The 25,619-nt window shown below is 67.2% G+C and carries 26 protein-coding genes, 1 other RNA gene and 2 pseudogenes; 14 read left to right on the forward strand and 15 right to left on the reverse strand.

The features are described from left to right. Positions 1 to 560 precede the first annotated feature (560 nt). Positions 561 to 1,076: a DUF7342 family protein gene (locus HVO_RS20970; protein WP_013035538.1), complete on the forward strand. Its 516-nt coding sequence runs from the start codon at positions 561 to 563 to the stop codon at positions 1,074 to 1,076. A gap of 85 nt (positions 1,077 to 1,161) precedes the next feature. After that, on the forward strand, positions 1,162 to 1,437 hold the full coding sequence (locus tag HVO_RS13265) for a hypothetical protein (RefSeq protein WP_236995460.1): 276 nt from the start codon (positions 1,162 to 1,164) through the stop codon (positions 1,435 to 1,437). A 139-nt stretch (positions 1,438 to 1,576) separates the two neighbouring features. Here HVO_RS13265 and HVO_RS13270 read toward each other — a convergent pair whose 3' ends face one another. Beyond that, on the reverse strand, positions 1,577 to 2,746 hold the full coding sequence (locus HVO_RS13270) for an ISH3 family transposase (RefSeq protein WP_013035466.1): 1,170 nt from the start codon (positions 2,744 to 2,746) through the stop codon (positions 1,577 to 1,579). Between the two features lie 50 nt (positions 2,747 to 2,796). Here HVO_RS13270 and HVO_RS13275 point away from each other — a divergent pair, with 50 nt between their 5' ends. Next, positions 2,797 to 4,041 carry a M20/M25/M40 family metallo-hydrolase gene (locus HVO_RS13275; protein ID WP_004041663.1) on the forward strand — a complete coding sequence of 415 codons (1,245 nt, stop codon included), beginning with the start codon at positions 2,797 to 2,799 and terminating at the stop codon, positions 4,039 to 4,041. Here HVO_RS13275 and HVO_RS13280 read toward each other — a convergent pair. Both HVO_RS13280 and HVO_RS20975 read right to left on the reverse strand, forming a co-directional pair. Further along, positions 4,029 to 4,703, reverse strand: coding sequence for a DUF7119 family protein (locus HVO_RS13280; protein WP_004041664.1), 675 nt, complete (start codon positions 4,701 to 4,703; stop codon positions 4,029 to 4,031). The genes HVO_RS13275 and HVO_RS13280 overlap by 13 nt on opposite strands. 96 nt (positions 4,704 to 4,799) lie before the next feature. Continuing rightward, complete coding sequence (locus HVO_RS20975) at positions 4,800 to 4,970, reverse strand: hypothetical protein (RefSeq protein WP_004041665.1); 171 nt, start codon at positions 4,968 to 4,970, stop codon at positions 4,800 to 4,802. 304 nt (positions 4,971 to 5,274) lie between these two features. Here HVO_RS20975 and HVO_RS13285 point away from each other — a divergent pair, with 304 nt between their 5' ends. From HVO_RS13285 to HVO_RS13300, 4 genes are all read left to right on the forward strand, one after another. Continuing rightward, entirely contained in the window at positions 5,275 to 5,598 is a 324-nt protein-coding gene (locus tag HVO_RS13285; RefSeq protein ID WP_004041667.1) for a hypothetical protein, read from the forward strand. Positions 5,599 to 5,686: 88 nt separating this feature from the next. Further along, the gene (locus HVO_RS13290) at positions 5,687 to 7,465 is read left to right on the forward strand and encodes a nitrite/sulfite reductase (RefSeq protein ID WP_004041668.1); all 1,779 of its coding nucleotides are present in this window, start codon (positions 5,687 to 5,689) and stop codon (positions 7,463 to 7,465) included. Between the two features lie 66 nt (positions 7,466 to 7,531). Beyond that, positions 7,532 to 7,816: a DUF6360 family protein gene (locus HVO_RS13295; RefSeq protein ID WP_004041669.1), complete on the forward strand. Its 285-nt coding sequence runs from the start codon at positions 7,532 to 7,534 to the stop codon at positions 7,814 to 7,816. 318 nt (positions 7,817 to 8,134) lie between these two features. Further along, positions 8,135 to 9,055, forward strand: a complete 921-nt coding sequence (locus HVO_RS13300; protein WP_013035554.1) for a DMT family transporter — start codon at positions 8,135 to 8,137, stop codon at positions 9,053 to 9,055. A gap of 42 nt (positions 9,056 to 9,097) precedes the next feature. Here HVO_RS13300 and HVO_RS13305 read toward each other — a convergent pair whose 3' ends face one another. Continuing rightward, positions 9,098 to 10,045, reverse strand: coding sequence for a DMT family transporter (locus tag HVO_RS13305; RefSeq protein ID WP_004041676.1), 948 nt, complete (start codon positions 10,043 to 10,045; stop codon positions 9,098 to 9,100). 202 nt (positions 10,046 to 10,247) lie between these two features. Here HVO_RS13305 and HVO_RS13310 point away from each other — a divergent pair, with 202 nt between their 5' ends. Together HVO_RS13310 and HVO_RS20175 are read left to right on the forward strand one after the other, a co-directional pair. After that, the gene (locus HVO_RS13310) at positions 10,248 to 10,736 is read left to right on the forward strand and encodes an Lrp/AsnC family transcriptional regulator (RefSeq protein ID WP_004041677.1); all 489 of its coding nucleotides are present in this window, start codon (positions 10,248 to 10,250) and stop codon (positions 10,734 to 10,736) included. A 44-nt stretch (positions 10,737 to 10,780) separates the two neighbouring features. Next, positions 10,781 to 11,056, forward strand: a complete 276-nt coding sequence (locus HVO_RS20175) for a hypothetical protein (RefSeq protein ID WP_004063049.1) — start codon at positions 10,781 to 10,783, stop codon at positions 11,054 to 11,056. Between the two features lie 15 nt (positions 11,057 to 11,071). Here the strand turns inward: HVO_RS20175 and HVO_RS21640 are convergent. Then, positions 11,072 to 13,193 (reverse strand): annotated as a pseudogene (locus HVO_RS21640) (PAS domain S-box protein); the annotation flags it as partial. On the opposite strand from HVO_RS21640, the pseudogene HVO_RS21480 reads away from it, so the two are divergent. Next, positions 13,179 to 13,325 (forward strand): annotated as a pseudogene (locus tag HVO_RS21480) (SHOCT domain-containing protein); the annotation flags it as partial. The pseudogenes HVO_RS21640 and HVO_RS21480 sit on opposite strands and share 15 nt — an antisense overlap. 149 nt (positions 13,326 to 13,474) lie before the next feature. Next, on the forward strand, positions 13,475 to 13,615 hold the full coding sequence (locus HVO_RS20980) for a hypothetical protein (protein ID WP_013035284.1): 141 nt from the start codon (positions 13,475 to 13,477) through the stop codon (positions 13,613 to 13,615). A 49-nt stretch (positions 13,616 to 13,664) separates the two neighbouring features. On the opposite strand, the gene HVO_RS13330 is transcribed toward HVO_RS20980, so the two are convergent. Further along, positions 13,665 to 14,897: an MBL fold metallo-hydrolase gene (locus tag HVO_RS13330; RefSeq protein WP_004041681.1), complete on the reverse strand. Its 1,233-nt coding sequence runs from the start codon at positions 14,895 to 14,897 to the stop codon at positions 13,665 to 13,667. A 111-nt stretch (positions 14,898 to 15,008) separates the two neighbouring features. Between HVO_RS13330 and HVO_RS20185 the strand changes: the two genes are divergently transcribed. Further along, positions 15,009 to 15,386: a hypothetical protein gene (locus HVO_RS20185; protein ID WP_013035241.1), complete on the forward strand. Its 378-nt coding sequence runs from the start codon at positions 15,009 to 15,011 to the stop codon at positions 15,384 to 15,386. Between the two features lie 102 nt (positions 15,387 to 15,488). On the opposite strand, the gene HVO_RS13340 is transcribed toward HVO_RS20185, so the two are convergent. The 4 genes from HVO_RS13340 to rnpB all read right to left on the reverse strand — a co-directional run bounded on the left by HVO_RS13340 (position 15,489) and on the right by rnpB (position 19,044). Then, complete coding sequence (locus HVO_RS13340) at positions 15,489 to 16,721, reverse strand: digeranylgeranylglycerophospholipid reductase (RefSeq protein WP_004041683.1); 1,233 nt, start codon at positions 16,719 to 16,721, stop codon at positions 15,489 to 15,491. Positions 16,722 to 16,962: 241 nt separating this feature from the next. Further along, positions 16,963 to 17,295, reverse strand: a complete 333-nt coding sequence (locus HVO_RS13345) for a hypothetical protein (protein WP_004041684.1) — start codon at positions 17,293 to 17,295, stop codon at positions 16,963 to 16,965. A gap of 84 nt (positions 17,296 to 17,379) precedes the next feature. Then, complete coding sequence (locus tag HVO_RS13350) at positions 17,380 to 18,525, reverse strand: zinc-dependent metalloprotease family protein (protein ID WP_004041685.1); 1,146 nt, start codon at positions 18,523 to 18,525, stop codon at positions 17,380 to 17,382. Between the two features lie 91 nt (positions 18,526 to 18,616). Further along, positions 18,617 to 19,044, reverse strand: an RNA gene (gene rnpB / locus HVO_RS19290) — RNase P RNA component. 150 nt (positions 19,045 to 19,194) lie between these two features. On the opposite strand from rnpB, the gene HVO_RS13355 reads away from it, so the two are divergent. Then, positions 19,195 to 19,797 carry a TIGR00296 family protein gene (locus HVO_RS13355; RefSeq protein WP_004041686.1) on the forward strand — a complete coding sequence of 201 codons (603 nt, stop codon included), beginning with the start codon at positions 19,195 to 19,197 and terminating at the stop codon, positions 19,795 to 19,797. A gap of 89 nt (positions 19,798 to 19,886) precedes the next feature. Here HVO_RS13355 and HVO_RS13360 read toward each other — a convergent pair whose 3' ends face one another. The 5 genes from HVO_RS13360 to HVO_RS13380 all read right to left on the reverse strand — a co-directional run bounded on the left by HVO_RS13360 (position 19,887) and on the right by HVO_RS13380 (position 24,928). Further along, on the reverse strand, positions 19,887 to 21,053 hold the full coding sequence (locus tag HVO_RS13360; protein ID WP_004041687.1) for a nicotinate phosphoribosyltransferase: 1,167 nt from the start codon (positions 21,051 to 21,053) through the stop codon (positions 19,887 to 19,889). 77 nt (positions 21,054 to 21,130) lie between these two features. After that, positions 21,131 to 21,451 carry a hypothetical protein gene (locus HVO_RS13365; RefSeq protein ID WP_004041688.1) on the reverse strand — a complete coding sequence of 107 codons (321 nt, stop codon included), beginning with the start codon at positions 21,449 to 21,451 and terminating at the stop codon, positions 21,131 to 21,133. 37 nt (positions 21,452 to 21,488) lie between these two features. Further along, entirely contained in the window at positions 21,489 to 22,916 is a 1,428-nt protein-coding gene (locus HVO_RS13370) for an Hvo_1808 family surface protein (RefSeq protein ID WP_004041689.1), read from the reverse strand. Between the two features lie 44 nt (positions 22,917 to 22,960). After that, complete coding sequence (locus HVO_RS13375; protein ID WP_004041690.1) at positions 22,961 to 23,401, reverse strand: hypothetical protein; 441 nt, start codon at positions 23,399 to 23,401, stop codon at positions 22,961 to 22,963. A gap of 96 nt (positions 23,402 to 23,497) precedes the next feature. Then, positions 23,498 to 24,928, reverse strand: a complete 1,431-nt coding sequence (locus HVO_RS13380) for an Hvo_1808 family surface protein (protein ID WP_004041691.1) — start codon at positions 24,926 to 24,928, stop codon at positions 23,498 to 23,500. A 99-nt stretch (positions 24,929 to 25,027) separates the two neighbouring features. Between HVO_RS13380 and HVO_RS13385 the strand changes: the two genes are divergently transcribed. Beyond that, the gene (locus tag HVO_RS13385; protein ID WP_004041692.1) at positions 25,028 to 25,600 is read left to right on the forward strand and encodes a cysteine hydrolase family protein; all 573 of its coding nucleotides are present in this window, start codon (positions 25,028 to 25,030) and stop codon (positions 25,598 to 25,600) included. The last annotated feature ends 19 nt before the right edge of the window (positions 25,601 to 25,619 follow it).

Raw genomic sequence — 25,619 nt, forward strand, 5'->3', positions numbered from 1 at the left:
TCCGCTGTCGGCGTTCCCATACCCCTCCCCTTCGACTTCGGGGTGAAATGAATTGCCGCTCGTTTATCAACGTTGATTCTGCCCCCGGGAGATTTTGTCTCCAAAACCGATATATTGTGGTGTTTTGTAGAATTTCGACAGCCAGTTATTTAATTTTCAACACGTTCTCGTGTGGTCGACGGAACCTGTCGTTTGATGGCTATCGGCGGGGGTAGCGTGCAGTGAGCATCCGACCGAAGTTGGGTGGTTCGGTACACGGTGAACCCTCTCGTTCACACGAAACGGCACAAAACGGACCCGACGGGATTCCCACGAGCGCGAGCGAGTGGGAAGTCGTCGGGGGAGTGAGGCCGAAGGCCGAACGGACCCGAGGGGCTTTCGTGTGAGGGACGAACGGAGTCTAGATTTCAGGTGTATGAGGGCTTGTACGGTGTATTTTCAACGTGGTCAGCAGACTGGATTTTTGGACTCATTTCGTTCGCCAGACGAACGTTGTTCTTTGTCTCTACACATATTTCCAACCTAGTGGATATATGTTTCACCACCTCGTAGAGTCAAGCATGCCCGACAAAACCCGGAACGACCCTCGTGCTTCGATGACCCGAGGTGAGCGAATCCGTGCCGCTGCTCGGACGCTCCGAACGCCTCGAACTGCGTCGTGGGTCGCGAACGAGACAGAAGTCTCCGTCAAGACGGCACAGAAGTACCTCGACCAACTCGTCGAGGACAACGTCCTCCGAAAAATCGAGCAGGGCGACCAGACGCTCTACTGCGTTGACCAACTCATGGCGACCTACCGCGAGGTCGCGGCACTCCAGCGAGAACACAGCCGTGAGGAGTTGACCAGTGCCCTCGACTCGATGCGGAGCAAGATTACGGACTGGAAGCAGTCGTACGATGTCGAGACGCCTGGTGAACTCCGAGCGAGTATCGCCGACCTCAACGACGCCGACGAAGTCGAGACGCGGCGAGAGGTTGCCAGCGAGTGGGAGCACCTCGCCGACCGTGTCCCGGTCGTTCGAGCGGCACTCAACGAGTACGACTGGGCGACCAAACGAGACTCTATCTCCGCGTGACCAAATGGAGTTATCAGGAACTATCGACAGTTCGGTCTACGAAGGGCTGAAGGACGTTTTGCAGAGGCACCCTGCGGTCACGTCTGTGTCCTACGAACCGGACAGCATCGTCAAGAAGTTCATCCAAGCAGAGCTTGACCCCAATCGCGTCGTGCCGGCGACTGGGCCAGAACCGCCGACGCTCGACGTCGAGTGGCGGTTCGTCGGAGACGAGCCACAATTTCGGATACATTACGCTGACCCGAATACGGGGTTCAACTGTGGGTGGCATCGTGACGGCGACCATCCCGAACTCGGGGCGGTTCACTTCCAGTATCAGTACTTCACAAAGCGTCCTCGGCTAGCTGTTTCTGAAGCATGAGTTCTGTGACCGAGCGGTTGGACTGGCGGTTTCGACGACAGAATCATGGACGGATCGGCGGAGAGCCGTCGCTGTCGGCGGCGGCTGCCGCCGACGCGACAGCGTCGCCACTCCCACCGTTGGCTAGCCCGGTCGGGAGTTACCGGTGGAACCGGTCGTCCGGTGGCCGGTTCGCGGGGACGGCCCGACGCGTCGCGAGGGCCGTCCACGCTGCCCGTCGGATCATGTTGATGAACTCCTTGAATGGCCACTGCCAGAGGCGACGCCCGCCTCGGCGGGGCGTCGCCACGTACTCCCAGTGCAGATACCGCCACACGTTCTGTAACAGCAAGCTCACCACGACGTACAGCAGCCGTACAACCGGATTTTGTGTCGAGGTCGTCGCAATCGTTTGCTCGGAGAGTCGGTAGCTCGCCTCGATACCGAAGCGTTTCGCGTAGTGGTATCGAGCGTCTCGTGGTGAGTCGATGAACGGCGCGTCAGCGGCGTAGCCGTGACGCGCCACGCCATGTTCGTCGTACCGTCCGTTCTGGTAGGTACAGTCGATGTAGACGGGAAACTCGACGGTCCAGCTGTGACCGTCGAGTTTCGCTGTCAGACTGTGCTGAATCACGCGACTCCACCCTTCCGAGAGTTCTCGCTTGATCGCCCGTCCCCAGCGGACGATCGGCATGACGTAGGCGTGGTTGTGCGCCTGAAGCAGCGTCAAACACTTGCTGTCGTAGAATTCGCGGTCAAGATAGACGGCCTTGACACCGAGGTCAAGGCCGTCGAGAATACCGAGGAACTCTGCGAGGACACTGCTGGCGGTGTCGCCGTCTTCGAGACGGCGCACCGCCAGCGTGTAGCGTTTGTTCTTCACGCGTGCGTACAGTGTCGCGTACGCGTGGAACGCGGTGGTTCCACGCTTCGCTTGTGAGTGATACAGGCCGTCTGTATCGTCTTCGTCGCCGTAGTAGGGCCGCAGGTGGAGGTCTGCGCAGACCTCCACCTGCTGGGGAAGGACGTTGAGAATGTCCTTCTGGAGGAGCGTGTTTCCAACCTGTTCGAGCGTCTCAAGGTCAAATTTGGTGCGGAGATGGTAGAGAACCGAATTTTCGTGTGGTGCATCTTTGCTTCTCTCACAGAGCGTTGAGACCGAGGTCCCGTCGGCGCAGGCGCCGACGAGGACCTCGTAGATGTCTTCAGCATCGAGTTCAGCGTTTTCAGCGAGTGAGAGAGCAACTTCCTCGTCAAGAGAGTTGACGAGGAAGTTAAGGAGCTGGTCCTCGTGGATTTCATCGTCTGCTTGCTGTGGTTGCTTGGACACATCTTCAGCAAGCAGACGTCTCAACTAACAGGCTTTGTGATGTACTGAATATGGACCTGCGCGACTTCGTGGACACGCTGCTCCGGTTCGAGAGCGTCGCCCGGGCCGAGGCCCCGGCTCAGCAGTGGGTCAAAAACCGGCTACACGACTTCGGCTTCGACACCCACGAGTGGACCGCCGACCCGGCGCGCCTGGCCGAACACCCGTCGTTTCCCGACGACCCCGACGACATCGACGCGGCGAACCGCCCGAGCGTCGCCGGCGTGGTCGAGTTCGGCGACCCCGACGCGGGCCGGACGCTCGTCCTCAACGGCCACGTCGACGTGGTGCCCGCCGACAGGGAACTGTGGACCCACGACCCGTTTGTACCCGACTGGGACGACGACGCGGGCACCGTCAGCGCCCGCGGCGCGGCCGACATGAAAGCGGGACTCGCGGCGTGCGTCTTCGCCGCGCTCGACCTCCGAGACGCCGTCGAGGCGGGCCGCCTCGACCTCGACGGGAGGGTGGTCGTCGAGAGCGTCGTCGACGAGGAGGAAGGCGGCATCGGGGCCGCGGCGGCCGCGCTCGACACCCCCTACCCGTTCGAGCGAGACGCCGCGCTCGTCGCCGAACCGACGCGGCTGAAGCCGGTCGTCGCCACCGAGGGCTCGGTGATGAAGCGGTTCCGGTTGACCGGGCGGACGGCACACGCGGCCTCGCGGTGGCGCGGAGTGGACGTCATCGAGAAGTTCGAGGCGATTCGCAGAGCGTTCTTCGACCTCGAATCGGAGCGGACCGACGCGGTCACTCATCCGCTTTTCGACTACCCGATTCCGTGGCCCGTCTGCGTCGGCCGCGTCGAGGCCGGGTCGTGGGCGTCGAGCGTCGCGGGGACGCTCACCGCGGAGTGGCGACTCGGCGTCGCGCCGGGGGAGACGGTCGCAGCGGTCGAATCGGCGTTCGAAGAACGGCTGGCGCGCGTCGTCGCCGACGACGAGTGGCTCTCGGCGCACCCGCCGGTGTTCGAGCGCTTTTCGGTGCAGTTCGAGCCGGCCGAAATCGACGCCGACGAACCGGTCGTGGAGTCGCTGCGGGCGGCGCTCCGGGCCGACGGCCGCGACGACGACCCGGTCGGCGCGACCTACGGCGCGGACTCCCGGCACTACGTCGAGGCGGGTATCCCGACGGTGCTGTTCGGGCCGGGCGATATCGACCAGGCGCACTTTCCGGACGAGACCGTCGAGTGGGACGAAGTCGAGGTGGCGCGCGAGGTGATTCGGGAGACGGCGACGCGGTTCCTTCAGTCGAGGTAGTCGTCGAGCGCGTCGGCGACGACGTCGCCGGGCGGCGTGTCTTCGAGCGAGGCGCGGCGGCGGAGTTCGAGGTACACGTCGGCCGGCAGCGTCACGTCGAGCCGGCCGGTGTCGACGCCGTGGTCGGCGAGGGCGTCCACGGCCGGCGTGCCGTCGTTGACCTCGCTGGCGAGCCGGCGGACCTCGCGGACGGTCAGGCCGGCGTCGAGCGTCGCCCACGCGAGGTGGAGTCGGGCGTCGCCGGAGACGCGGGCGATGTGCTTTGCGGCCGTGGGCGCGATGCGGCCGCGGGCGACGTGCCGGCGGACCGACTGCGGGAGGTCGTGGACGCGGGCCCACTTGCGGATGAAGGAGACGGACACGTCGCCGCCGGCGCGCTCGGCGGCGCGCTTGTACGAGCCGACGCCGCGGACGAGCGCGGCGCAGGCGGCCGCCCCGCGGAGCATGAACACGTGGTCGTCGTCGCCGGCGGTGGACTCGGAGAACGAGCGAACCGTTCTGGCGGCCTCGGCGAGGCTGTCGGGGTCGGTGGGGTCGAAGCCGACGGCCTCGCGGGCGCGGTCGCCCGTGACGGCGGGGTCGCCGCGGACGACGGGTTCACCGACCGGTTCGCGCCGGTCGGCCGGAACCTCGGTCGTTCGTCGGCGTTCGTCGTTCGTCATCTACGAATCGGTAACGCGTTCGGGCTTAAAAACGTCTCCCCGAGAGGCGAGATTCGCGCCGCGGGCGGCCCGCGAGCGAAGACAGACGGCGGAGCGTTACTCCTCGCGGGACTCAGAGAGGTGTGACCAGATTTCGGTGCAGCCCGCGCCGTCTTCGAGGTCCTTGAGGTGGGCCGCGAGGTCTTCGTCTTCCGCCTCGGCGGACGGGTCCGCCTCGGCATCGGGGTCGCGGTCGAGTTCGGATTCGAGTTCTGCCTCGCCGGTCATGCGTCTCCCTCCTGGGACTGTTCGAACAGCTCTGGGGCGACGTCGGCGGAGGCGTGTTGTCGGACGGCGGTGCGGTGGTCACTCATCACCACCACGTACCGGTCGAACCCGCATAAGGGAATCCGCACCTGTAATGTGTACCCCCACTCCCGGCTACCGGAACGGGTTGCCCCTACCTCTGACGGCCGGTTTCGGGGACAATCGCAGGACTCCGACCGAACGACCGCCGAAACGGCCGTCGCGCTCCCCCGCGGGGATTGCGGGCGTCGTCCCGCATAGGTAGCCGGAGCGACGAGGGTGAGGTATGAGCGTCTCCCTGCGCGTCCTCGACGACGGGGCGTGGGTCTCCGTGAACGACGCCAGAGAAGTGAGCGTGAGCGAGCTCTGGCGGCTCGACGACCCGTCATTCTGTGGGTGCGAGCTTCCCGACTTCGTCGTCGAGAACGTCCTCGACGTCGGCGCGGATGGTAGAACCGTCTCCGCGAAAGTGTACGGCCAGTGCATTGCCTGCGGCCAGACGGGCGTTCCCGGTTGGGTCCCGGTCGGCAGGCTCCGCGAGGGCGAATTCGTCGATATCGACCGCGAGCGGGTCGTCCTCCCGGTTCGACGCGGCGACGACGACGAATAAGCAATATTATCCGCTTTTGGGCAGCACCGGGAAGGGTTGACGGTACGCTCGGGGCCTTACGTGGGCACGTATATGGACATTCATACGAATGCCCACGGACGTCGAACGCTGGAAGTCGGAGGTCTACGGTAACGAGATACGAGAGCACCTGCTGGAGTTCGCTGAGCAGGGCTGGGACTCCATCCCGGAAGACGAGCGAGACGCCTGGTTCGAGCGCTTCAAATGGTGGGGACTGTACCACCAGCGCAACGGCCAAGAGTCGTACTTCATGATGCGCATCGGAACGCCGAACGGCGTGCTGACGCCCGGCCAGACCGAAGTCGTCGCGGAGGTCGCCGACGAGTACGCCCGCGGCCCCGCCGAGAACCCCATCTTCGGCAACGGCTACGTCGACTGGACGACCCGCCAGTCGATTCAGCTCCACTGGATTAAGCTGGAGGACATCCCGGAAATCTTCGATAAGCTCGAATCGGTCGGGCTGTCGACCCAGCAGGCCTGCGGTGACTCGTGGCGGAACATCGTCGGCTGTCCCGTCGCCGGCAAGGACAAACACGAGCACGTCGACGCGCTCCCCGTCGCGATGGAGCTCAACGAGACGTTCAAGGGCAACGACGACCACTCGAACCTCCCGCGCAAGTGGAAGGTCTCCGTCACCGGCTGCCGCGAGGGCTGCGGTCAGGGCGACATCAACGACCTCGCGCTCGAACCCGCGACCAAGGAAATCGACGGCGAGGAGACGAAGGGCTTCAACATCCGCATCGGCGGCGGCCTCTCGCGGAACGAACCGCGGCTCGCCCGCGACATCGACGTGTTCGTGACGCCCGAGCAGGCCCCCGAGGTGTCGGGAGCCATCTCCGCGCTGTTCCGCGACAACGGCGACCGCGACAACCGCTACAACGCCCGCATCAAGTTCCTGATGGACGAGTGGGGCGCGGAGAAGTTCCGCAACGTCCTCCAGGAGGAGTACGTCGACTTCGAGCTGGAGACCGCCGGCGAGGACCTGCGCTCGGAGTACTCCTACAACTCCGGCTACGCCGACGGCGGCCACTCCGACCACGTCGGCATCCACGAGCAGGCCGACGGCAACTACTACGTCGGACTCGACGTGCTCGTCGGCCGCATGGGCGTCGACGACACGAAGGAACTCGCCCGCGTCGCCGACGAGTACGGCTCCGGCGAGATTCGCATCACGCAGCGCCAGAACGTCATCATCACCGACGTACCCGAAGAAAAGCTCGACGCGCTGCAAAACGAGGACCTTCTCGACCACTACTCGCCCGACCCGCACCCGTTCATGCGCGGCTCCATCGCCTGTACGGGCACCGAGTTCTGTTCGCTCTCCATCGTGGAGACGAAGAACCGGCAGGTCCGCTACGCCCGCTGGCTCAAGGAGAACGTCGACCTCCCCGCGGGCGTCGAGGACTTCCACATCCACCTCTCGGGCTGTACGGCCTCCTGCGCCCAGCCGCAGATTGCGGACATCAGCCTCCGCGGCATGAAGACCCGCAAGGACGGCGAACCGGTCGAGGCGCTCGACATCGGCCTCGGCGGCGGCCTCGGCGAGAACCCGAACTTCGCCGAGTGGGTCACCCAGCGCGTCCCCGTCGACGAAGTGCCGGGTGCCATCAAGAACCTGCTCGCGAACTTCGAGGAGCGCCGCGAGGGCGACGAGACGTTCCGCGAGTTCGTCGCCCGGACGGACGAAGAGGAGCTGGCCGAACTAGTCGAACCCGAAGAGACCAGCTACGAGGACCCGATGATGCACAACACGAAGCGCACGTGGTACCCCTACGCCGACGACGACGGCCTCGACGCGAGTCCCGCGCCGACCCGCGCCGACGGCACGCCCATCGCGAGCGACGACTGAGCGGGTCGCCTCGGTGACGACGCCGCCGCGCTATCTATTTACGACGACACCGAACAGTACTCACAGATGCCAGACCGAATCCTGAAGGTCAACGCCTACACGACGCTGGACCTCGTCGACGCGTCGGCGACGGGCCACGACTTCGAGGAGTCGGCGTTCGCCGTGTGCAACGTCACCTCGCCGCGGAAGCGCCCCGACGAGATTACCCTCGAACTCGAACTCGACTGGACGCAGCTCGACGCGCTCGCGCCGCACGCGGACAAACTGACGCTGTCGCCCGAGGAGGCCCGAAAAATCGCGGCCGACCTCGAAGAACACGCCGACCGCGTCGAAGCCGAACAGCAGGACTGACCGCCGTCCCCCGATTTTCGACGACAGTTCGACGGCTCGGAGCGACGCGACCGCCGACTCAAACCCGCCGAGAGTGACAACACCACCCGTGGCAACATTTGTCCCAGTTTAGTCAACGAATCGTGGTAAACTATGACTCGAACTGACGATTCGTACTGCAACGAGCCCAATCGTTAGACATATGACTTCGGGAGTCGCAGAACGTGTTGTGATACAGACGACGCCTCTACGCCGTCCACGCACCGAGCGTCGACCGCACTCCACCTCCCGCGCCCACCCGGCGAATCGAACGCCGGCCACAGCGCGGGGGGTGGTGGCGTGAGCCGTCACCGGACCCTCGTCCTCTTCGTCGCGGCCGCGGTGCTGTTCGGAACCTCCTTCGTCGGCATCAAAGCCGCCATCGGGTCGGTCCCGCCGGTGCTGTTCGCCGCCTTCCGCGTCGACGTCGCCGCCGTCGTTCTCCTGACGCTCGTCGCCGTCCGCGGCGGCTACTGGCTCCCGCGGACCCGCGCCGACGCGCTCGGCATCCTCGCCAGCGCCGCGTTCGTCCTCGGGGCGAACAACGTGTTTCTCTTCCTCGGCCAACAGCACGCGACGACCGGCGCGGCGGCCGTGATGTACAGCATCATGCCCGTCGCCTCCCCGGTGTTCGCCGTGTTACTCCTCGACGACGCGCGCATCTCGGCTGTCGACGCCGCCGGCATCCTGCTCGGACTCGTCGGCGTCGTCGTCATCGTCGGCCCCGAGAGCGTCCTCGGCGGCGGGAGCGTCGGACAGGCGCTCATCGTCTGTTCGGCGCTGTCGGTCGCCTTCGGGACCGTGCTCCTCAAGCGCGTCGGGCCGTCCATCGGGACGCTCCCGCAGACCGCGTGGGCGATGGCGGCCGCCGCCGTCGGCATCCACGCCGCCAGCCTCGGTCTCGGCGAGTCGGTCGCGCAGGTCGCCTGGTCGCCGGAGCTCGTCGCCGCGATTCTCTACGTCGGTATGCCCGCGACCGCCGCGGCCTACCCGGTCTACTTCGCGCTCCTCTCGGAGGCCGGCCCGGTCCGCGGCAACCTCGTCGCCTACGCGATGCCGGTCGTCGCCACCGTCACCGGCTGGGCGTTCCTCGGTGAGGCCGTCTCGCCGGCGACCGTCCTCGGCTTCGGGGTCATCCTCTCGGGGTTCCTCCTCGTGCAGCGCGAGAGCGTGGCTCGGTTCGTCGGCCTCCGGGGGAGCGTCCCCGCGGAAGCCGAATAGGAGAAGAAGAGAACAGCACAGAACTCGAAAGGCGGACCGACTTTAGGCCGCGACCCGCCGCCGGACCGCGACGGCGACGGACACCAGCGTCTCCTTTTTCATCGCCGCGAAGCCGAAGAAGATGGCTCCGAAGCCGACGAGCGCCGTCGTGTCGATGACGTGGCCGAGGAGCACCCAACTCATGAGCGCCGCGACCACGGGCTCGACGTAGCCGATGAGGTTGAGTTCGGTCGGGCCGAGGCGGTCCAGAAGCTCGAAGTAGAGGAGGAACGCCACCGCGCCGGAGACGAGCGTCAGGTAGAGGAACGACGCGATGCCGACGGGGGCGAGCTCGATAGTGGAAAGCGACTCGCCGCGGACGAGTGCCCAGCCGTGAAGCAGGACGCCGCCGCCGAGCATCGACCACGCCTGCATCGACTGGACCGGGAGGTCACTCCGGAGCGGGCGGGTGAGGACCGCGCCGAGCGCGAACGACACCGCGGCGAGGAAGATGAGGACGATGCTGAGTCCCTGCGCCGACCCGGACGACCCCGAGAACGCCGAGACTGGGTCGGCCACGAGCACGGCACCGGCGAAGCCGGCGAGCAGCCCGACCGTCCCGGTCTTCCCCAGCGACCCCCTGGTGAGGATAACGGAGGCGAAGACCGCAGTCAGGATAGGCGAGAGGCTAATGATGATAGAGGCCACCGCGCCGGGGACGTGTTCCTGTCCGAGGTAGAGCAGGCCGTGGTAGGCGGCGATGATGAACACCGCGCCGATGGCGGTCGCGAGCAGTTCGTCCCTCGTCTTCGGCCGCCAGCGGTCGGTCGAGTAGCAGGCGTACGCCAGCATCACGAGCCCCGCGAGTTCGTAGCGGAGCGCGGCGAAAGAGAGCGTCGGGAAGAACTCCAGGCCGACCTCGATGGCGACGAACGAGGTGCCCCACATCGCCGCGAGCGCGACGAAAAGCAGGGGCGTCGTCGGAACGTTTCTCCAAGTGGTTCGCGTCATAGTCGAATCTGTTTCAGCTCTCAGAGACGCACCCTGTTAAATCCTTCTACAAGAGATTTGATTTGAGTTGGAGATTAGAATAGATATTCTATATTTTGCTGCACCAATCGATCTATAATTCGTGAAGATTCGAGAGCGCGAGAGAGGTGGCGAAAACGGCGGACAGAACAAGGACTTACGTCACCGACCGCAACGAGAGGGTATGGACGAACGCGACGTGCGCCTGTTGAAGGCCATCGCGGACCTCGGGACGGGCAGTCCCGAGAAGCTACACGAAGCGACAGACATCCCTGTGTCGACCATCCACTACCGCCTGAACAACCTGAAAGACGACGGCGTCATCGAGAACGACCTCTACGACATCGACCTAGAGGCGTTCGGACTCGGCGTCACCGTGGTCGTGGAAGTGCTGGCGGATTACAGCGGGTCGTACGAGGAAGTCGGGAACAAGCTGCTGGAGATAGAGGGCGTCACGCAACTCTACTTCACGATGGGGGAGACGGACTTCATCGTCGTCGCCCATCTCGCGGACTCCGACCGCGTGGAGCGCCTCATCAGCGACTTCGAGGCGACGCCGGAAGTCGAGCGAACGAACTCGACGTTCGTCATCTCCTCGATGCGCGACAGCCACCGGGCGCTCCAGAGCTACACGCTGGAGACGCTCCTCGACGAGTTGGGTATCGAGGACTGAGAGTCGGCCGAGGGAGTATCACGGGAGGCCACGTACTACCGACCATGTCGAACGACGTGCGGACGTGGCTGGTCGAACGGACCTACTCGGACGACGAACAGAACATCATCATCCTCGTGTACGCGACCCCCGACGGGACGCGCTACCACCGGAAGGAGCGCTCGCTGACGAGTTTCGAGTCCGACGTGCGCGACACCTACGCCGCCGTCGACGTGCCCGAAGACGAACTGGGTCGCGTTGCCGACGAGGAGACGAGGGAGTCGTACGCGGCCGCCGCGACCGAGATGGCCGAGTCCCACGAGCCGACCGACACGGTCTGAGACCGGGCGGTCGGCTCAGTCCACCGACGCGAGCGGGAGCGAGACGACGACGACCGTACCCGTGGGTTCGTTGTCCTCGAAGTGGACCTCGCCGCCGAACGAGTCGACCAGTTGGTGGACGAGGTAGAGTCCGAGGCCGGTCCCGGTGCTTTCGAGTCCCTTTTCCCCTTTCCGAAGACCACCGACTTCCGCGCGTCGGGGATGCCCGAGCCGTCGTCAGCGATGCGGATGACCGCCATGCCGGCGTCGTCGTCCACGGCCGCCGAGACGGTGACGACGGTGTCGTCGGCGTTGTGCTGGACGGCGTTGTGCTGGACGGCGTTGTGCTGGACGGCGTTGTGCTGGACGGCGTTGTTGAGGAGGTTCCCGAGCACCGACGCGATGAGCGGGTTCGCGCGCACCGCCACGTCCGGTATCTCGCCGTCGACCGCGAGCTCGCGGTCCGCCGCGAGGCGTTTCCCAACGCCACGTTCGCGGTCGACGGCGCTGGCGAGCGACATCGGGCGGGTCTCGACGCCGCCGCCGCTCATCGTCTCCATGAGGTCGCGGGCGACCTCGGTTATCTCGGTGGTGTGGCGGCCCGTCGAGAGGATGCGCGAGAGGATGTCCGCGCCCTCCTCGTCGACGTGTTCTCTGAGTAGCTCCGCCCAGCCGACGACGACGGCCATGTCGTTGCGGATGTCGTGGCGGACGATGCGGTTGAGCGCCTCCAGCTCGGCGTTCGTCCGTTCGAGTTCGCGCTCGCGGGTTCGACGGGCGGTCACGTCCTGTATCGTCCCCCTGAGCGCCGCCACGCGTCCGTTTCGGATGACCGGCTCGCCGTGGGTGCGGACCCACAGCTCCGACCCCTCGGCGGTCACCAGTCGGAACTCTTCTTCCCAGGGAACGCCCTCGGACCGACAGCGGTCCAACAGCTCGCGGATTCGGTCCCGGTCGTCGGTGACGTAGAACTCGATGGCGTCGTCGACCGTCGGCTCGTAGTCGAGCGGCACCTTGTGGATGCGCTTCGTCTGGTCGGTCCACGCCAGCGTGTCGGTCACGAGGTCGAGTTCCCAGCCGCCGACTTTCGAGATGCGCTGGGTCCGTTCGAGGAAGTCGCGGCTCCGTTCGAGTTCGTCCTCGCGCGCTTTCTGCTCGGAGAGGCTCTGGAAGACGACGACGTTGCGGTCGCCTTCGAGGGACGTGATGGAGAACCGAACCGGAACGAGTTCGCCGTCGTGCCGGCGAATCGCCACCTCGCCTTGCCACTCGCCGTCGGCTTCGAGCGCGGGGGGGAATCGTCTCTCTGAGGCGTTCGAGTTCCGGCTCGTCGTGGAGGTGGCCCCAGCCCGTCCCGAGCATCGACTCGGGGTCCGAGTAGCCGCAGATGTCGGCCGCGGTCTGGTTGACGTACACGTGTCGGTCGTGCTCCGTGATGGTGACCCCGGCGTCGACGGCGTCGACCGCCTCCTTGAACGCCGCAAGGTCGCGCTCGCGTCGGCGCTCTTCGGTCACGTCCTCGACCGTCGAGATGAGTCGATCCCGTCCCGAAATCTCGGCGACGGTGAGGCTGACGCGAATCCAGACGGTGCCGCCCGACGCGCCCTCGATGGGCTACGTGAAGGCGGCTCCGCCCTCCTCGCGGGCGGCCTCGACCTCGCGGAGAGCGCGCTCGGCGTCGTAGCCGGCGATATCCGCGGTCACGTAGAGGGGACTCGTATCGATGACCGACTGGCGGTCGATGCCGAGGATGTCCAGATAGTGCTGATTGATGTCGACGAGTTCGAGCGTTTCGAGGTTGCGAACCGCGAGGCCGACGTTGACGGCCTCGAAGAGCGCGCGGTAGTCGAGCGAGCCGACGGCGCTGTGGGCGGCGTCGTAGACCTCGCGGCCGAGCGTGTCGAGGTCGCGGTCGGCAGCGGTCGACCCCGCTACCGAGACGCGCGGGACGCCGTCGGCGCGGAGTTTCGAGGCGAGCGAGAGCCCCCTCCGCGTCGGTGACCTCGGCCGAGACGACGGCACAGTCGATACGAGCGCGTTCGAGTTCCGCGTGGACCGCGTCGAGGCTGTCGGCGGTCGAGACGCTGACATCGGTCGTCACGTCACCGACCGAGTCGGGAAACTCGTCGGCGAGACGCTCGCGAACGGCGGCGTCCTCCTGTTCCGCGCCCTGCGCGACGGGGACGACGGGAGCGACGGCGCGCTCGACGAACTCCGCCGGGCCTACGCCCGCGGCGACATCGACGACGAGGAGTTCGACCGCCGCCGCGAACGACTCGACCGCGACTGACGCGTCGGAAATCGAGACACTCCGGACGTTGCAGGCGAAACGGAGGGGTCCCCCGGGAGGCGGTCGCGGGAAGTCGGCGCGCGGCCGACCCGCTGAAGGCAGTGCGCACTCACCGCAACGACTATGGTTATTTAGGCCAACCTAAAACCATGGCTTCGGATGCACCCGACGGGAAGTTCCGTTCGTTTATCGGTCGGTTCCGGTCGCAGCGGACCCGACTCCGCGTGTCCGCGTGCGTCGCTGCGAGCCGGTCGATAGCGGTTCCGGACGACGACGAGCACGCCGAATAGGTCGGGGGAGCGGTCGGTTCGACCCGCTACGGGTCGCCGCCGGCGCGTCTCAGACTTCGACCGTCGCCCCGATTTCGGGAGCCGCGGCCTCGTAGCCGTCGGCGCTGAGCTCCCCGGCGAACGCCGCACAGCGGTCGCCGTGGTTGACGAACACCGGCGCGTCGCGGTAGTCGTCGAGGAACGACAGAAGCCCGTGGCGGTCGGCGTGGGCCGAGAAGTCGTACATCTCGGCGCGGGCGGCCACCGGGACGACGCCGCCGTTGAGTTCGCACCGGCCGCGTTCGACCAGTTCCCTGCCCGGCGTCCCCTCGACCTGATAGCCGGTGAGACAGATTTTGTTCGTCGGGTCGTCCCGAATCTCGGGGATGTACGTCATCGCCGGCCCGCCAGAGAGCATCCCGCTCGTCGTCACGATGACCGAGTTCTCCCGGGCGATGCGCTTTCGCTGGCCGTCTCGGCCCGAGACGACTCTGGCGTTCGACTTCGCCCGCTTGAGCGCCGCCGCGTCGCGGACGTAGTCGGGGTGATTTCCGAGCATCTCCAGCACGCGGACCCCCATGCCGTCGACGTAGCAGTCGATGTCGTGGGCGTCGAGCACCATGAGAAGCTCCTGCGTCCGGCCGATGGCGAACGCGGGGACGACGACGGTGCCGCCCTCCCAGACGGTCGTCCGCACCGACTCCACGAACCGCTCTTCGACGGTCGCGCGGTCCTCGTGCTCCACGTCGGAGTAGGTGGACTCGCAGATGACCACGTCGGCGTCCGGGCGGGCGGTCGTCCCCGAGACCAACCGCTGGTCGTCGGTGTGGAAGTCGGCGGTGTACAGCAGGCGGGTCTCGCCGTCGTCGACGAGGACGTGGGCGCTGCCGGGGATGTGGCCCGCGTTGTAGAACGTGACCTCGTGGCCGGCGGCCTCGAACGACTCGCCGTAGTCGTGGTGTGCCGACTGCTGGGTCATCCGCCGGACGTGCGTCTCGGTGAACGGACAGTTGTAGCTGCCGCCGTGGAGTTTGAGCGTGTCGCGCGCGAGGGTCCGAGCGAGTTCGTCGGTCGGCGGCGTCCAATGGACCGCCGGCCAGTCGTCGCCCGAGAGGAGCGAGGGGACCGTCCCGACGTGGTCGAGGTGGCCGTGCGAGACGACGACGGCGTCGGGCTCGACGGAGCCGACGGGGAACTGCGGGGGGTTCCCGGTCAGCATCCCGTAGTCGAGCAACAGCGAGTCGTTGACGAGAATCGCGCTGCGCCCGACCTCCTCGGCCCCGCCGAGGAACTGGAGTTTCATTGGCGGCAGTACCGACCGGAGGGGCTTTTGCTCGTCGGTCCCGCGAGGCCAGAGGGACTCGGCGGGCTCGCGGGCTCGACGCTTTTCACGCCGGCCGCCGTCTCCCGAGTCGTGACCGGCTCCGACCCTGACCCTGACCCCGACGCCAGTGCCGACGCCGACGCCGATACCGACGCCGAATCCGACCGCGACGACCTCGACCGACTGGTGACGGCGCTCCACGACCGGCTCGCCGCGACAGCGACCCGCCCCGTCCGCGAGGACGCGAGCCGGTGGCTCGGCGAGGCGGAGGCCGTCGCGGGCGACCTCGCGGTTGGCTCGCTCCCGGACGAGGAGGTGGTTCGGACGCGCCTCGGCCACGTCGAACACCTGCTGTCGAACGTCGACGGAACCGAAGACGAGGCGGCGGACGAACACGTCGCGTCGGCGCGGGCGGCGCTGGCCGACGCACTGGCGATGCTCGGTGACGGCGGCGAAGGCGGCGAGTGAGCGAAGACGAAACCGGGCGGTGAGAGACGAGCGGTGAGAGACGAGCGGTGAGAGACGAGCGGGGACACCGGGGACGGAGAGACGCGCGTGTCGCCCGGCGGCTCAGTTCGAGAACCAGTCTTTCGCGGTGGACGCGAGGATGGAGAGGTCTTCGAATTTGAGCATCCGGAACATGGCGAGCGGGCTGCCGCCGTTCGCGGCGTCTAACTGCTCGTCGGGGAGGCGGTGGAGGTCTTCGAGCAGTTTGTCGTAGCGCTCGTTGGAGGCGCGGTAGAGCATCTCCGTCATGAACAGGCGGTTTTTCACCTTCGGCGCGACGCGGTCGTGCCACAGCTGGTCGTAGATGGCGAGTTCGGACGCCGAGGTGTCGCGCTCGGAGTTGGTGAGCGCGCGGTCGGCGGTCGCGGCCGCGACCCTGCCCGAGCGCATGCATTTGTCGATGCCCTCGCCCCACAGCGGGTCGACCGTCGGGACCGTGTCGCCGATGGCCATGAAGTTGTCCGTGCTCATGCGACCCGGAAGCTGGATGTGGGCGGAGCCGCGGTGCTGCTTGCCCGCGATGCGCTCTGCGTCCGCGAAGCGCGGGTCGGACTCGGTCCAGTACTGGAGGTAGTCGTCGATGGTGTAGCCCGACTTGGCGTTGTGGCGGTGACCCTCGTTTTGAATGTAGCAGACGCCGACCTTCGCGGTGTCGCCGCCGGTGTGGAATATCCACGAGTAGCCGCCGGGCGCGATGTCGTGGTCGAGGCGGAGCATCATCGCGTCGGTGAGGTCGCCGTAGCCGTCGGGCGCGAGGTCCATGCCCTCGAACTCGTACTCGATGCCGATGGCCTGCTTCTCGCGGCGGAGGTCGCACAGGTCGAGCGCCTTGGCGAGCGGCGCGCTCGGTCCCGTGGCGTCGATGACGATGTCGGCGTACACCTCCTCGTCGCCGTTGTATCGGACGCCGACGATTTCGCCGCCCTCCATGATGGGCTTGGAGACGCGCGCGTCGAAGCGGTACTCCGCGCCGTCGGCCTCCGCCTCGTCGACGAGCCAGTTTTTGAAGTCGGCAAACTCGAGGACTGCACCGGGCTGGTGGCGGTGGTAATGGTCGTTCGGGGACTCCAGGACGACGTCGTCGGTGAAGTTCATCACGACCTCGTCGGGGATGTTGAACGAGGCCATCGTCGACGGGAACGTCCCGGCGGTCGATTTGTTGCTTCTGGAGGGGAACTCGTCTTCGGACTCGGTTTCGAGGACGCACACGTCGTAGCCTCGGGCGGCGAGGTCTCGTGCCGCCTGTCCACCTGCGGGGCCCGCGCCCGCGATAATCACGTCGTAGTTGTCAGTCATTGTAGAGTAGGCATCACCGGTAGGGTTGGTCGTACGCGTTACACACCTTTTCTGTAACAAGCGTGTAATCTGCTTTGGTTTTGAACGGTCGGGAACGGGGGCCGTTCGACGGAATCCGTCCTCGGAGGGGCGACAGATAACTGCGGGAGACGGCGGCCGAGCGGGGGGTGGCCGCGGCGCACCGCTGGACAGCAGCGAAAACGACGACCGACAGGGCCGCAACGCGAGCGAGCGGCGACGTTCAGGCTTTCGGGATGCGGCGGACTTGGAACTCGCGGTAGCCGCCGTAGGCGGCTTCGAGCGCGCCGAGCCACCAGTTCCAGCGCGTCGCGGGGTCGCCATCGGGCGCGTCGCGCATGTTCCGCACGATTTCGTCGCCCGTGAGCGGCGCGCCGCGGTCGGCCTCGGCCTGCCCCGAGTCCGCGAGGTCGCGGGCCTGCCGCGCGACGACCCGGCGCTCGGCGTCGGTACCGCCGAACTCGGCGAGGGCGTCGCGGAACGACTCCTCGTCGAACGCGGGATGGGTGTCGCCGTGCCTGTCGGTGGGGGTCACGACTCTCTCTACGGGGGCCATGCCAAAGAAGGACTCGGCCGATTCGTCCGGGTGAAAACCCCCGTCTGCGGCGCAGAGCGCTCGGCTGACGACGCGACGCCGGCGCTACGCCCACCACTCGCTCCGGCGCTCGCCGTACGTCGCGTTCCGGAACGGTTCGGGCTTGTCGTCGTCGGCCTCCGCGCCGAGGTAGTGGGCGGTCCAGTAGCCGACGTGCCAGCCGACGGCCTCGGTGTCGAGGTCGACGAGGACGACCCGGTAGCTGCCGTAGGTCTCTAACGCGCCGTCGCCGTCCGGGTCGTAGCCGCCGGCGATGGCGCAGGAGGCCGCGCCCGCGGCGCACGGCGAACTGTCCGCAAAGGAGATGCGCACCTCGGCGTCCGCGGGGTCGTCGACGTAGGTGTAGGTGAGGTTGTCGGGCATCCCCGGCGCGCCGCCTTCGAAGTAGTCGAGCGCGTGGCGAACCTGCTCGCGGGCCGCGTCGGGGTCCGAGGCGTTCGTGTCGTCGATGTGGACCGTGAAGTTCGGGTCGTCCCACGGGAACGCCTTCTCGGTCGCGTTCGTCCGCGGGAGCGTGTAGAGGATGCCCGTGGCGTTCATCAGGTCCGCGGGTTCGTCGCCGTGGGCGAGTCCGAGCGTGTGACCGAGTTCGTGTGCGACGATATCGACCGTCGAGTCGTCGCCGTATCCGGTGCGGACGTAGACGGTCTCGGGGCGGTCTATCTGCCACCCGTCGGTGAGGTAGGGCGCGCAGCCGGCCGCGTCGTCCAGCCCGCTGCACACCGGGATGTCGTCGGTAAAGCGGACCACGAGGTCCGGGTCGCGGGCGTCGGCGTCGACCTCGTAGTCGATTTCGTACTCCAGGTAGCGCGAGTCGTTCCCCTCCCAGAACGCCGTCGCCTCGCTCACGAGGGCGGCGTAGTCGCGGCCGTCGTCGGGCGCTGCGACGGAGACGACGACCGGCTCGGACCCCCACGGCCCGTAGCCGGGCGCGGGCGTGAACGTCGTTGTGGGTTCGGGCGTCGGTGACTCGGTAGGCGCGGCAGTCGGGGTCACGGTCGCGGTCGTCGACGGAGGCGAAGTCGTCGGGGTCGCGGTCGCCGCGGGCGACTCGGTTGCCGAGTCGGTGGTCGGCGGCGAAGCCGCAGACGTGGCAGTCGTCGCTGTCGTCCCGTCGGTTCCCGGCGACACCGGCGCGGCACAGCCGGCGAGGACGACGAGCACCGCCACGAGGAGAGTCGAGCCGCGCATACCGAGACTGCGGCGGCGAACGGTCAAGAGCGTTTCCCGACGGCGCGAAAACGGCTCGACCGACAAAGCGGTCGCTCGGCGGTTCGAAAGCGGCTGAGAGGAGTAAGCCCCCTTCTGTTCGTCCCAGCATTCGGCTCAGCGTCCGCGTCCTTCTCGGGGCGAGCCCCCGAGGGCGCGACGGGCGAACCCGACGCGCCGTCCGAACTACCTTCGCGGCGCGGACTTGCACCGGTGAGGATTCGCCGTTCCATCCGTTCTCGACCGTCGGAGATGGCGACGCCACCTCATCCCTCTGCGGGTTAGCTCCCTTCCCTTACGGGTCGGTTCGCACGCGGCCGTGACGGCCGCGCCGGCGACGGCGGAGCCGTCGCGCGCGCATCATCGGTCGGGTCGAGCGGTCTCGTTTCTGTTCCAGCGCCAGCCGTCTCCGACTCCGGGCTTGCGCCCGGTCACCCGTTCGGACGGTGGGGGGACTTTCCTCATGCCCGTCTCGGGCACGGGAACTGGGCTCTCTCTGCCGACCTACCCTAGTCAGGTCGGTCGGATAAGCGGTTCGATTAACGGGGTCCTACCGGGGTTTAGCCGCACGTTATGTTGCAACGAAACTACATAACAACGGGATAACATCCGAGGGAAGCGTTGAAGTCACCACAGAACTTGAATGGTAATATGTCCGAGGCGCAGACCGTACACCTCACCTACGATGATGGGGCGCGGGCGGTCGAACTAGCGCGGGAATCGGTCGAATCGTACGTTCTTCACGGGCAGAGAGAACAACCGGGCAGCATGCGCGACGCGTTTTACGCTCGAACCGGGGCGTTCGTCCGCATCAAGTCGACACGGGGGCGCGGTCGACTGCGGGGCTGTGCGGGCGCGTATCGGGGGAAAGACCAACTCGGTCACGCCATCGTCGACGCCGCCATCAAGGCCGCGTCGGGCGACTCCTGCCAGACCGAAATCGAAGCACCCGAACTGCCGAACCTGAACATCTCTGTCTGTATCGTCAACAACTACACGCTGACTAACGACCCAGTCGCAGACATCGAACTCGGCACTCACGGCATCGCCATCGACGCCGGCGGCACCCACGGCTGGATGTATCCGACGCTGCCCGTCGAACTCGGCTGGTCGAAAGAGGAGTTCCTCACGAACGCCTGCCGCAAAGCCGGTCTGTCGCCGCTGGCGTGGCAGGACGACGACACCATGATTACCCTGTTCGAAGGACAGGTCTTCCGCGAGCGCGACGACGGCGGGAGCGTCGAAGCGCTGTAAGTCGTCGCGACGACAACTCGACTTCTCGGAGGGCAACGACCGGCGATCGACGGCCCCGAGCGTCGCCGCCGCAAAACGAGAACGCGTGCTTACTCCTCGCTGACCCCGCCGAATCCGACCGACTCGGCGTCTTCGCTGGCCCGCGTCGCGGCCGCGTCGATGTCGAAGTCGAACTCGGAGACGACCTCGCCGTCGCGGATGAGCGGTTCGAGGAGCGACTCACCGTCGGTCGGACCGGGCCGCCCGCGGAGGCCGACGTGGTGGCCGCCGTCGGCCGTGCGGTAGACCTCTTTGACGCCCGAGAGCTTGCCCCGCTTGGCCGCGGGTTCGCCGTTTACCTCGACGATGTCGAGCGCGAAGTCCACCGGGTCGGCGTTCGAGATGTGGCCGCCGACGCCGAAGCCCTCCACCACGTCGCGGAGGTGCCGAAGTTCCGCCGGGCCGAGACCGCCGCTCACGAAGATGCCCACGTCCTCGTGGCCGCGGGCGTCGAGTTCCCAGCGAACCTCGCGGACGATGTGACGGAAGTCACCGCGGCGCGAGGAGGTGGTGTCGAGGCGGACGCTGTCGAGGTCGTCACCGAGCGCTTCGACCGCCTGGAGCACCTCCTCGGTCTCGTCGCCGTAGGTGTCACAGAGGGCGACCCGCGGCACGTCTTCGTCGACGGCCTCGTCGAACGCGCGGAACGCCTCGGCCTGATTACCGCGCCCGAAGGCGATGAGGAGCGCGTGCGGCATCGTCCCCGACGCCTCCTTCCCGAGAATCTCGCCGGCGGCGACGTGCGAGAAGCCGTCGAGACCGGCGACGAGGGCGCTCCGCTCGACCATCGCGGCGATGGCGGGGTGGACGTGTCGCGCGCCGAACGAGAGAACGGTCGAGTCGGGGGCCGCCGAGCGGGCTTCGAGGGCGGCCGTCGCACAGCCCGAGGCGTGCGAGAGGAAGCCGAGAAGCGAGGTTTCGAGCCGGGCGAACTCCAGATAGTCGCCCTCGATTCGCATCACGGGGCCCCCGTCGAACAGCGTGCCCTCGGGCATGGCGTCGACGTCGATATCGCGGCCGGCGAGGAGTTCCGCGGCGTCTTTCACGCCGGCGAACAGCTCGAAGTCGCCGTCCGGGAACTGGTCGGCCGTCACCTCGGCGACGACGCGGGGGTTCTTGCCCGCGTGTCGGAGGGTCGCCTCGGTCCGCTCGAAGTAGGCGTCGGTCGCGACGCCGTCGCGGATGGCCTCGGGACCGACGATATCGAAGTCACTCATTGGCGCGGATTCCACCCGGCCGATGAAAAAGCTGTATAATCGGTCACGTGCGTCGAAGACGAATTGTCTTCAACGGGTCAGCAGACGGCGATTGTCGCGTCGTAGACCGTCCCGTTCTTGCGGACGTAACTGGGTCCCGGCGACCACGGCCGGTCGTCGAGCGAAACCATCGAGTCCGAGGCCAGCGCGTCGTCGAGGGCGGCCTGTTCGGCGGGCGTGAGCGACTCGTAAGCGACTATCTCCGCGTCGGCGGGAACGTCGTCGGCCGGGTCCACGCCGAGTTGCGGCGGGCAACTGTTCGACCACGGAACGAGCGACCCGGTGACGAAGAGGAAGGCCGCGACGAACAGGACGAGCAAAGAGGCGACGAGCGCGAAGCGACCGAGCCGGCTGGACATACGGAGCGGCTGTCGGTCCGGTCACAAATGCTTTCTTCTAGCTTCGCTCGTGAACCTCGTCCACCTGCGCCACGGTCGGCGCGTTGACGACGGTGACGGTGTTCCCCTCCCTCGTCACCCGATAGGCGTCCGCGAAGGGGCCGTCGTCGACGCGGTAGGTGTCCTCTCCCGCCTCCGACGCGTTGAGGCTGCGCTCCAGCGTGTCGGTCACGTACGCCCGCTCGAACTGCTCGGCGTCCGCCTCGGTGTCCCAGACCGTCCGCCAGACGTAGCCGCGCTCGTGGGGGTTCGCCTCGTACGTCTCGTCGGACGCCGGGCGGTAGGGAACCACCGCGTCGCCGGCCCAGCCCTCGGAGGGTTCGGCGGTGTAGTTGTACGGCGAGTACGCGCCGGGGTCCTGCTGGAGGCTCGCCCGGTCGACGGCGCGGTGCTTCCAGAACGTCGCGAAGACGGACGCCTCGCCGACCGTGTCGGCGGTGGGGTCGGTGTCATAGCGCGTCCACGCCGCCGACGAGCGGTCTTCGACCGTCACCTCGACCGGTCGCTCGTCGGGGTAACGGGTCGGGTGGAGCACCTGCTCGGTCGAGGTGGGGCGGTCGGCGTAGGCCGCGTCAACGGCCGCCCAGCCGCCGCGGTCGCGCAGGTCCGAGACGAACGTCGGCCCCTCGCTGTACGGCGTGTAGATGGTGATGAACACCGGGTAGTCGACCGACCCGCCGCCCGCCCCACTGTTCGACGGCTGAGGGACGCAGTCCCAGTCGGCCTCACAGCGGGCTTCGTACAGGCCGTCGACGTAGCGGGCGTCGCCTTCGACCAGCCCGCTGTGGGCGAGTTGGGCGTCCTGCGTCGACGGCGAGCGGTCCAGACCGAACTGCTGGTCCTGTGCGGCGTGGACCAGTTCGTGGGCGAGCGTCCGACGGTCGATGGTCGGTTGGCTGTCGTCGCTCACGACGACGATGCGGCCCTCGGAGGGGGAGTAGTAGCCGAGCACCACGCCGCCGTACAGTTCGTCGAACACCTCGTCGATGGTCCGGTCCTCACCGACCAGCAACAGCGCCTCCCACACCTGGTCGTTCCAGTCGCTGTGGACCGGGTCGGTCGACGCGTCGGACTCGTTTCGGTACTCGGCGCGCGAGACGACCTCGACCGGCACGGACTCCTCGAACTCCAGTTCGCGGACGACCTCGACGCGAGCCATCGTGCGGGCGACGAACGCCTCCATCTCGGAGTCGTTCAGCCCGTCGGACTGGTCGACCGCGATGGACTCGTCGTACCAGTAGCCGGCCTCCCAGCCGAGTCGGTCGGTCGGCGGGTCGTCGGGCCACGACCGGTCGGCGTCCGGGTCCGCGCCCCCGACCGCTGCGTCCGAGTTGTCGTTCGCGGCGCTCGGGTCTGCGACGGGGGCGGCACAGCCGGCGACGACGAGCAGAAATGCGGAGAAAACGGCGGCGAGGCGGCGGTTCATAGCCAATTCACGGGCGGGAGATGAAAAAGCGTCCCGGCGCGGGGTCAGCAGATTGCGACGACGGAGCTGTACGTCTCGTTTTCGTACCTGACGTACGGGCGCTCCACCCAGAACTCGTAGGCGTCGGTCCGCTCGGAGAACGACGCGGCGTCGGCGCTCTCTGCGGAGTTTGACCCGCCAACCGCCGCGTCGAACTCCGCGCGCCGCTCTGTCGAGAGGTTCGCGTAGTCGAAGACGGTCGCGTCGCTCGGAACCTCATCCGCGGGGTCGACCGAAAGCGTGGCGTTGCAGTCGGCGTACCACTCGTCGGTTTCCGTGGGTGTCGCCGGGTCGGTCGGTGTGGGTTCCGCCGTCGTCGAAGTCGGCGTTTCCGTCGTCACCGACGGCGACTCACCCGGCGCGTCGGCAGTCGGGACGCCGACACAGCCGGAGAGGACGGCGAGCGCGGCGAGCGCCGCCAGCGGGAGGGCTCGAAAGCGGGCCATATCCCGGTTGGCGTCGCCCCGCGGCAAGTGCTTTGTCACCGAGCGGGCGGGAACGCGAAACGGAACGGGAAAATCAGCGTGAAACGCGGGGCCGACTCAGCCGGCGAGTCCCGGCCGAATCTCGTCCACGTCGGCGGGTGCCGGGCCGTTGACGACGACGACGCGGTCGCCGGTGCGGACGACCCGGAAGGCGTCGTTGAACGAGCCGTCCGCGATGACGTAGACGCCGTCGTCCCGCTGGGTGGCGTCGTGGGCGCTGAGGATGTTCAGGTACGCGTCGTGGAACTCCCGCGCGTCGTCGTCGGTGTCCCACTCAGTCACCCAGACGTAGCCGTAGTCGGTCTCCGCGCCGGCCGCGTTGCGGTAGGGGAACAGGCGGTCGTTCGCCCAGCCGTTCGACGGCTCGGCGTCGTAGTTGTACGTGTCGTACTGCGAGTTCGTGTCGAGGATGGACTGGACGCGGACGGTTTCCGCGCCGGACGTGCGGGCCTGATACCAGAACATCGCGAACATCGACGCCTCTCCGACCGTGTCCGAGCCCTCGACGCCCTGGTCGGGGAAGGTGGTCCAGCCGTTCGTCCCCTCGTCGACGAAGGAGATGAGACGGGGCGATTCGTCGGTGACGTGGATGGTCTGTTCGGTGGACGCCGGCGGGTCGCGAAGGGCGTCGTTGACGGCCTCCCAGCCGCCCCGCTCGTAGAGGTCGTGGACGTACACCGGGCCGTCGGAGTACGGCTGGAAGATGGTAATCAGGACGCCGAGGTTCGGGCTGCCGCCGCTGTTTTCCGTGTCGGGCGTGGCGACGCAGTCCCACGTCCCGGCCGCGCACCGCTCGCTGTACTGTCGTTCGACGTAGCTGGCGTCGCCCTCGACGATGCCGTCGGTGGCGAGGTCGCCGTCCTGCGTCTCGCTTCGGAATCGGGCGTCGGTCAGGTCGAACCGCTGGTCCTGTGCGGCGTGGACCAGTTCGTGGACGAGCGTGGCGTTGTCGATGGTCGGCTCGCCCGGGGAGTCGGTGACGATTTTGATTTCGCCGTCGGACGGCGAGTAGAAGCCGAGGACCGAACTCCCGGTCGTCTCGGAGATGGCGCTCGCGCTCGCGGTCGACTCACCGGCGATGAAAAGCGCCTCCCACACCTGGTCGTTCCAGCGGTTGTACTCGGAGTCCGAAGCGGCAGAGCCGCCGGCGTTGGCGCTCCGATAGTCGTCTCGGGAGACGACGCTGACGGGGACGCGCTCGTCGAACTCCAACTGCCGGAGCTGTTCGACGCGGGCCATCCCGCGGGCGACGTACGCCTCCATCTCGGAGTCGTTCAGCCCGTCGGACTGGTCGACCGCGATGGACTCGTCGTACCAGTAGCCGACCTCCCAGCCGAGCACGTCTTGGTCGGGGTCGTCGAAGCCGTCTCTGTCCGGGTCGGGGGTCGCGGGCGACGCGTCGCCGCCGGGCGCAGCCGTGGGGGCGGCACAGCCGGCGAGAACCAAGAGTACGGCGGCGAAAACGGCGCGGAGACCGGTGGTTCGCATATCGTACCCTTAGACTCCGGAGTGAAGTACCTTGTCGGGTTCGGGCGTCGAATCGAACCGGCGCGTACTGTTTTGGTCGTCCCGGCGCAACCCACGCGCATGGAACTCGACCCGACCCGAACCGCGGTGGTCGTCGTGGATATGCAGAACGGCTTTTGTCACCCCGACGGGAGCCTGTTCGCGCCGGGGAGCGAATCCGCAATCGAGCCGGTTACGGGACTCGTCGCCGCCGCCCGCGACGCCGGCGCGCGCGTCGTCTACACCCGCGACGTGCACCCGCCGGAGCAGTTCGAGGGCAACCACTACTACGACGAGTTCGAGCGCTGGGGCGAACACGTCGTCGAGGGGACGTGGGACGCCGCCCTCCACGACGGCCTCGACGTGCGCGACGAGGACCTCGTCGTCGAGAAGCACACCTACGACGCGTTCTACCGGACGCAGTTGGCGGGCTGGCTCGACAGCCACGGCGTGGACGACCTGCTCATCTGCGGCACGCTGGCGAACGTCTGCGTCCTCCACACCGCCGGGAGCGCCGGCCTTCGGGACTACCGACCGATTCTCGTCACCGACGCGCTCGGCTACATCGAGGAAGAACACAAGGCGTACGCCGTCGACCACGCCGACTGGCTGTTCGGCGAGACGGCGACGCTCGCGGACGTGACGTTCGAGTAGACCGGCGGCCCCGCCGAGC

The sequence above is a fragment of the Haloferax volcanii DS2 genome (genome assembly GCF_000025685.1).
Taxonomy (GTDB): Archaea; Halobacteriota; Halobacteria; order Halobacteriales; family Haloferacaceae; genus Haloferax; species Haloferax volcanii.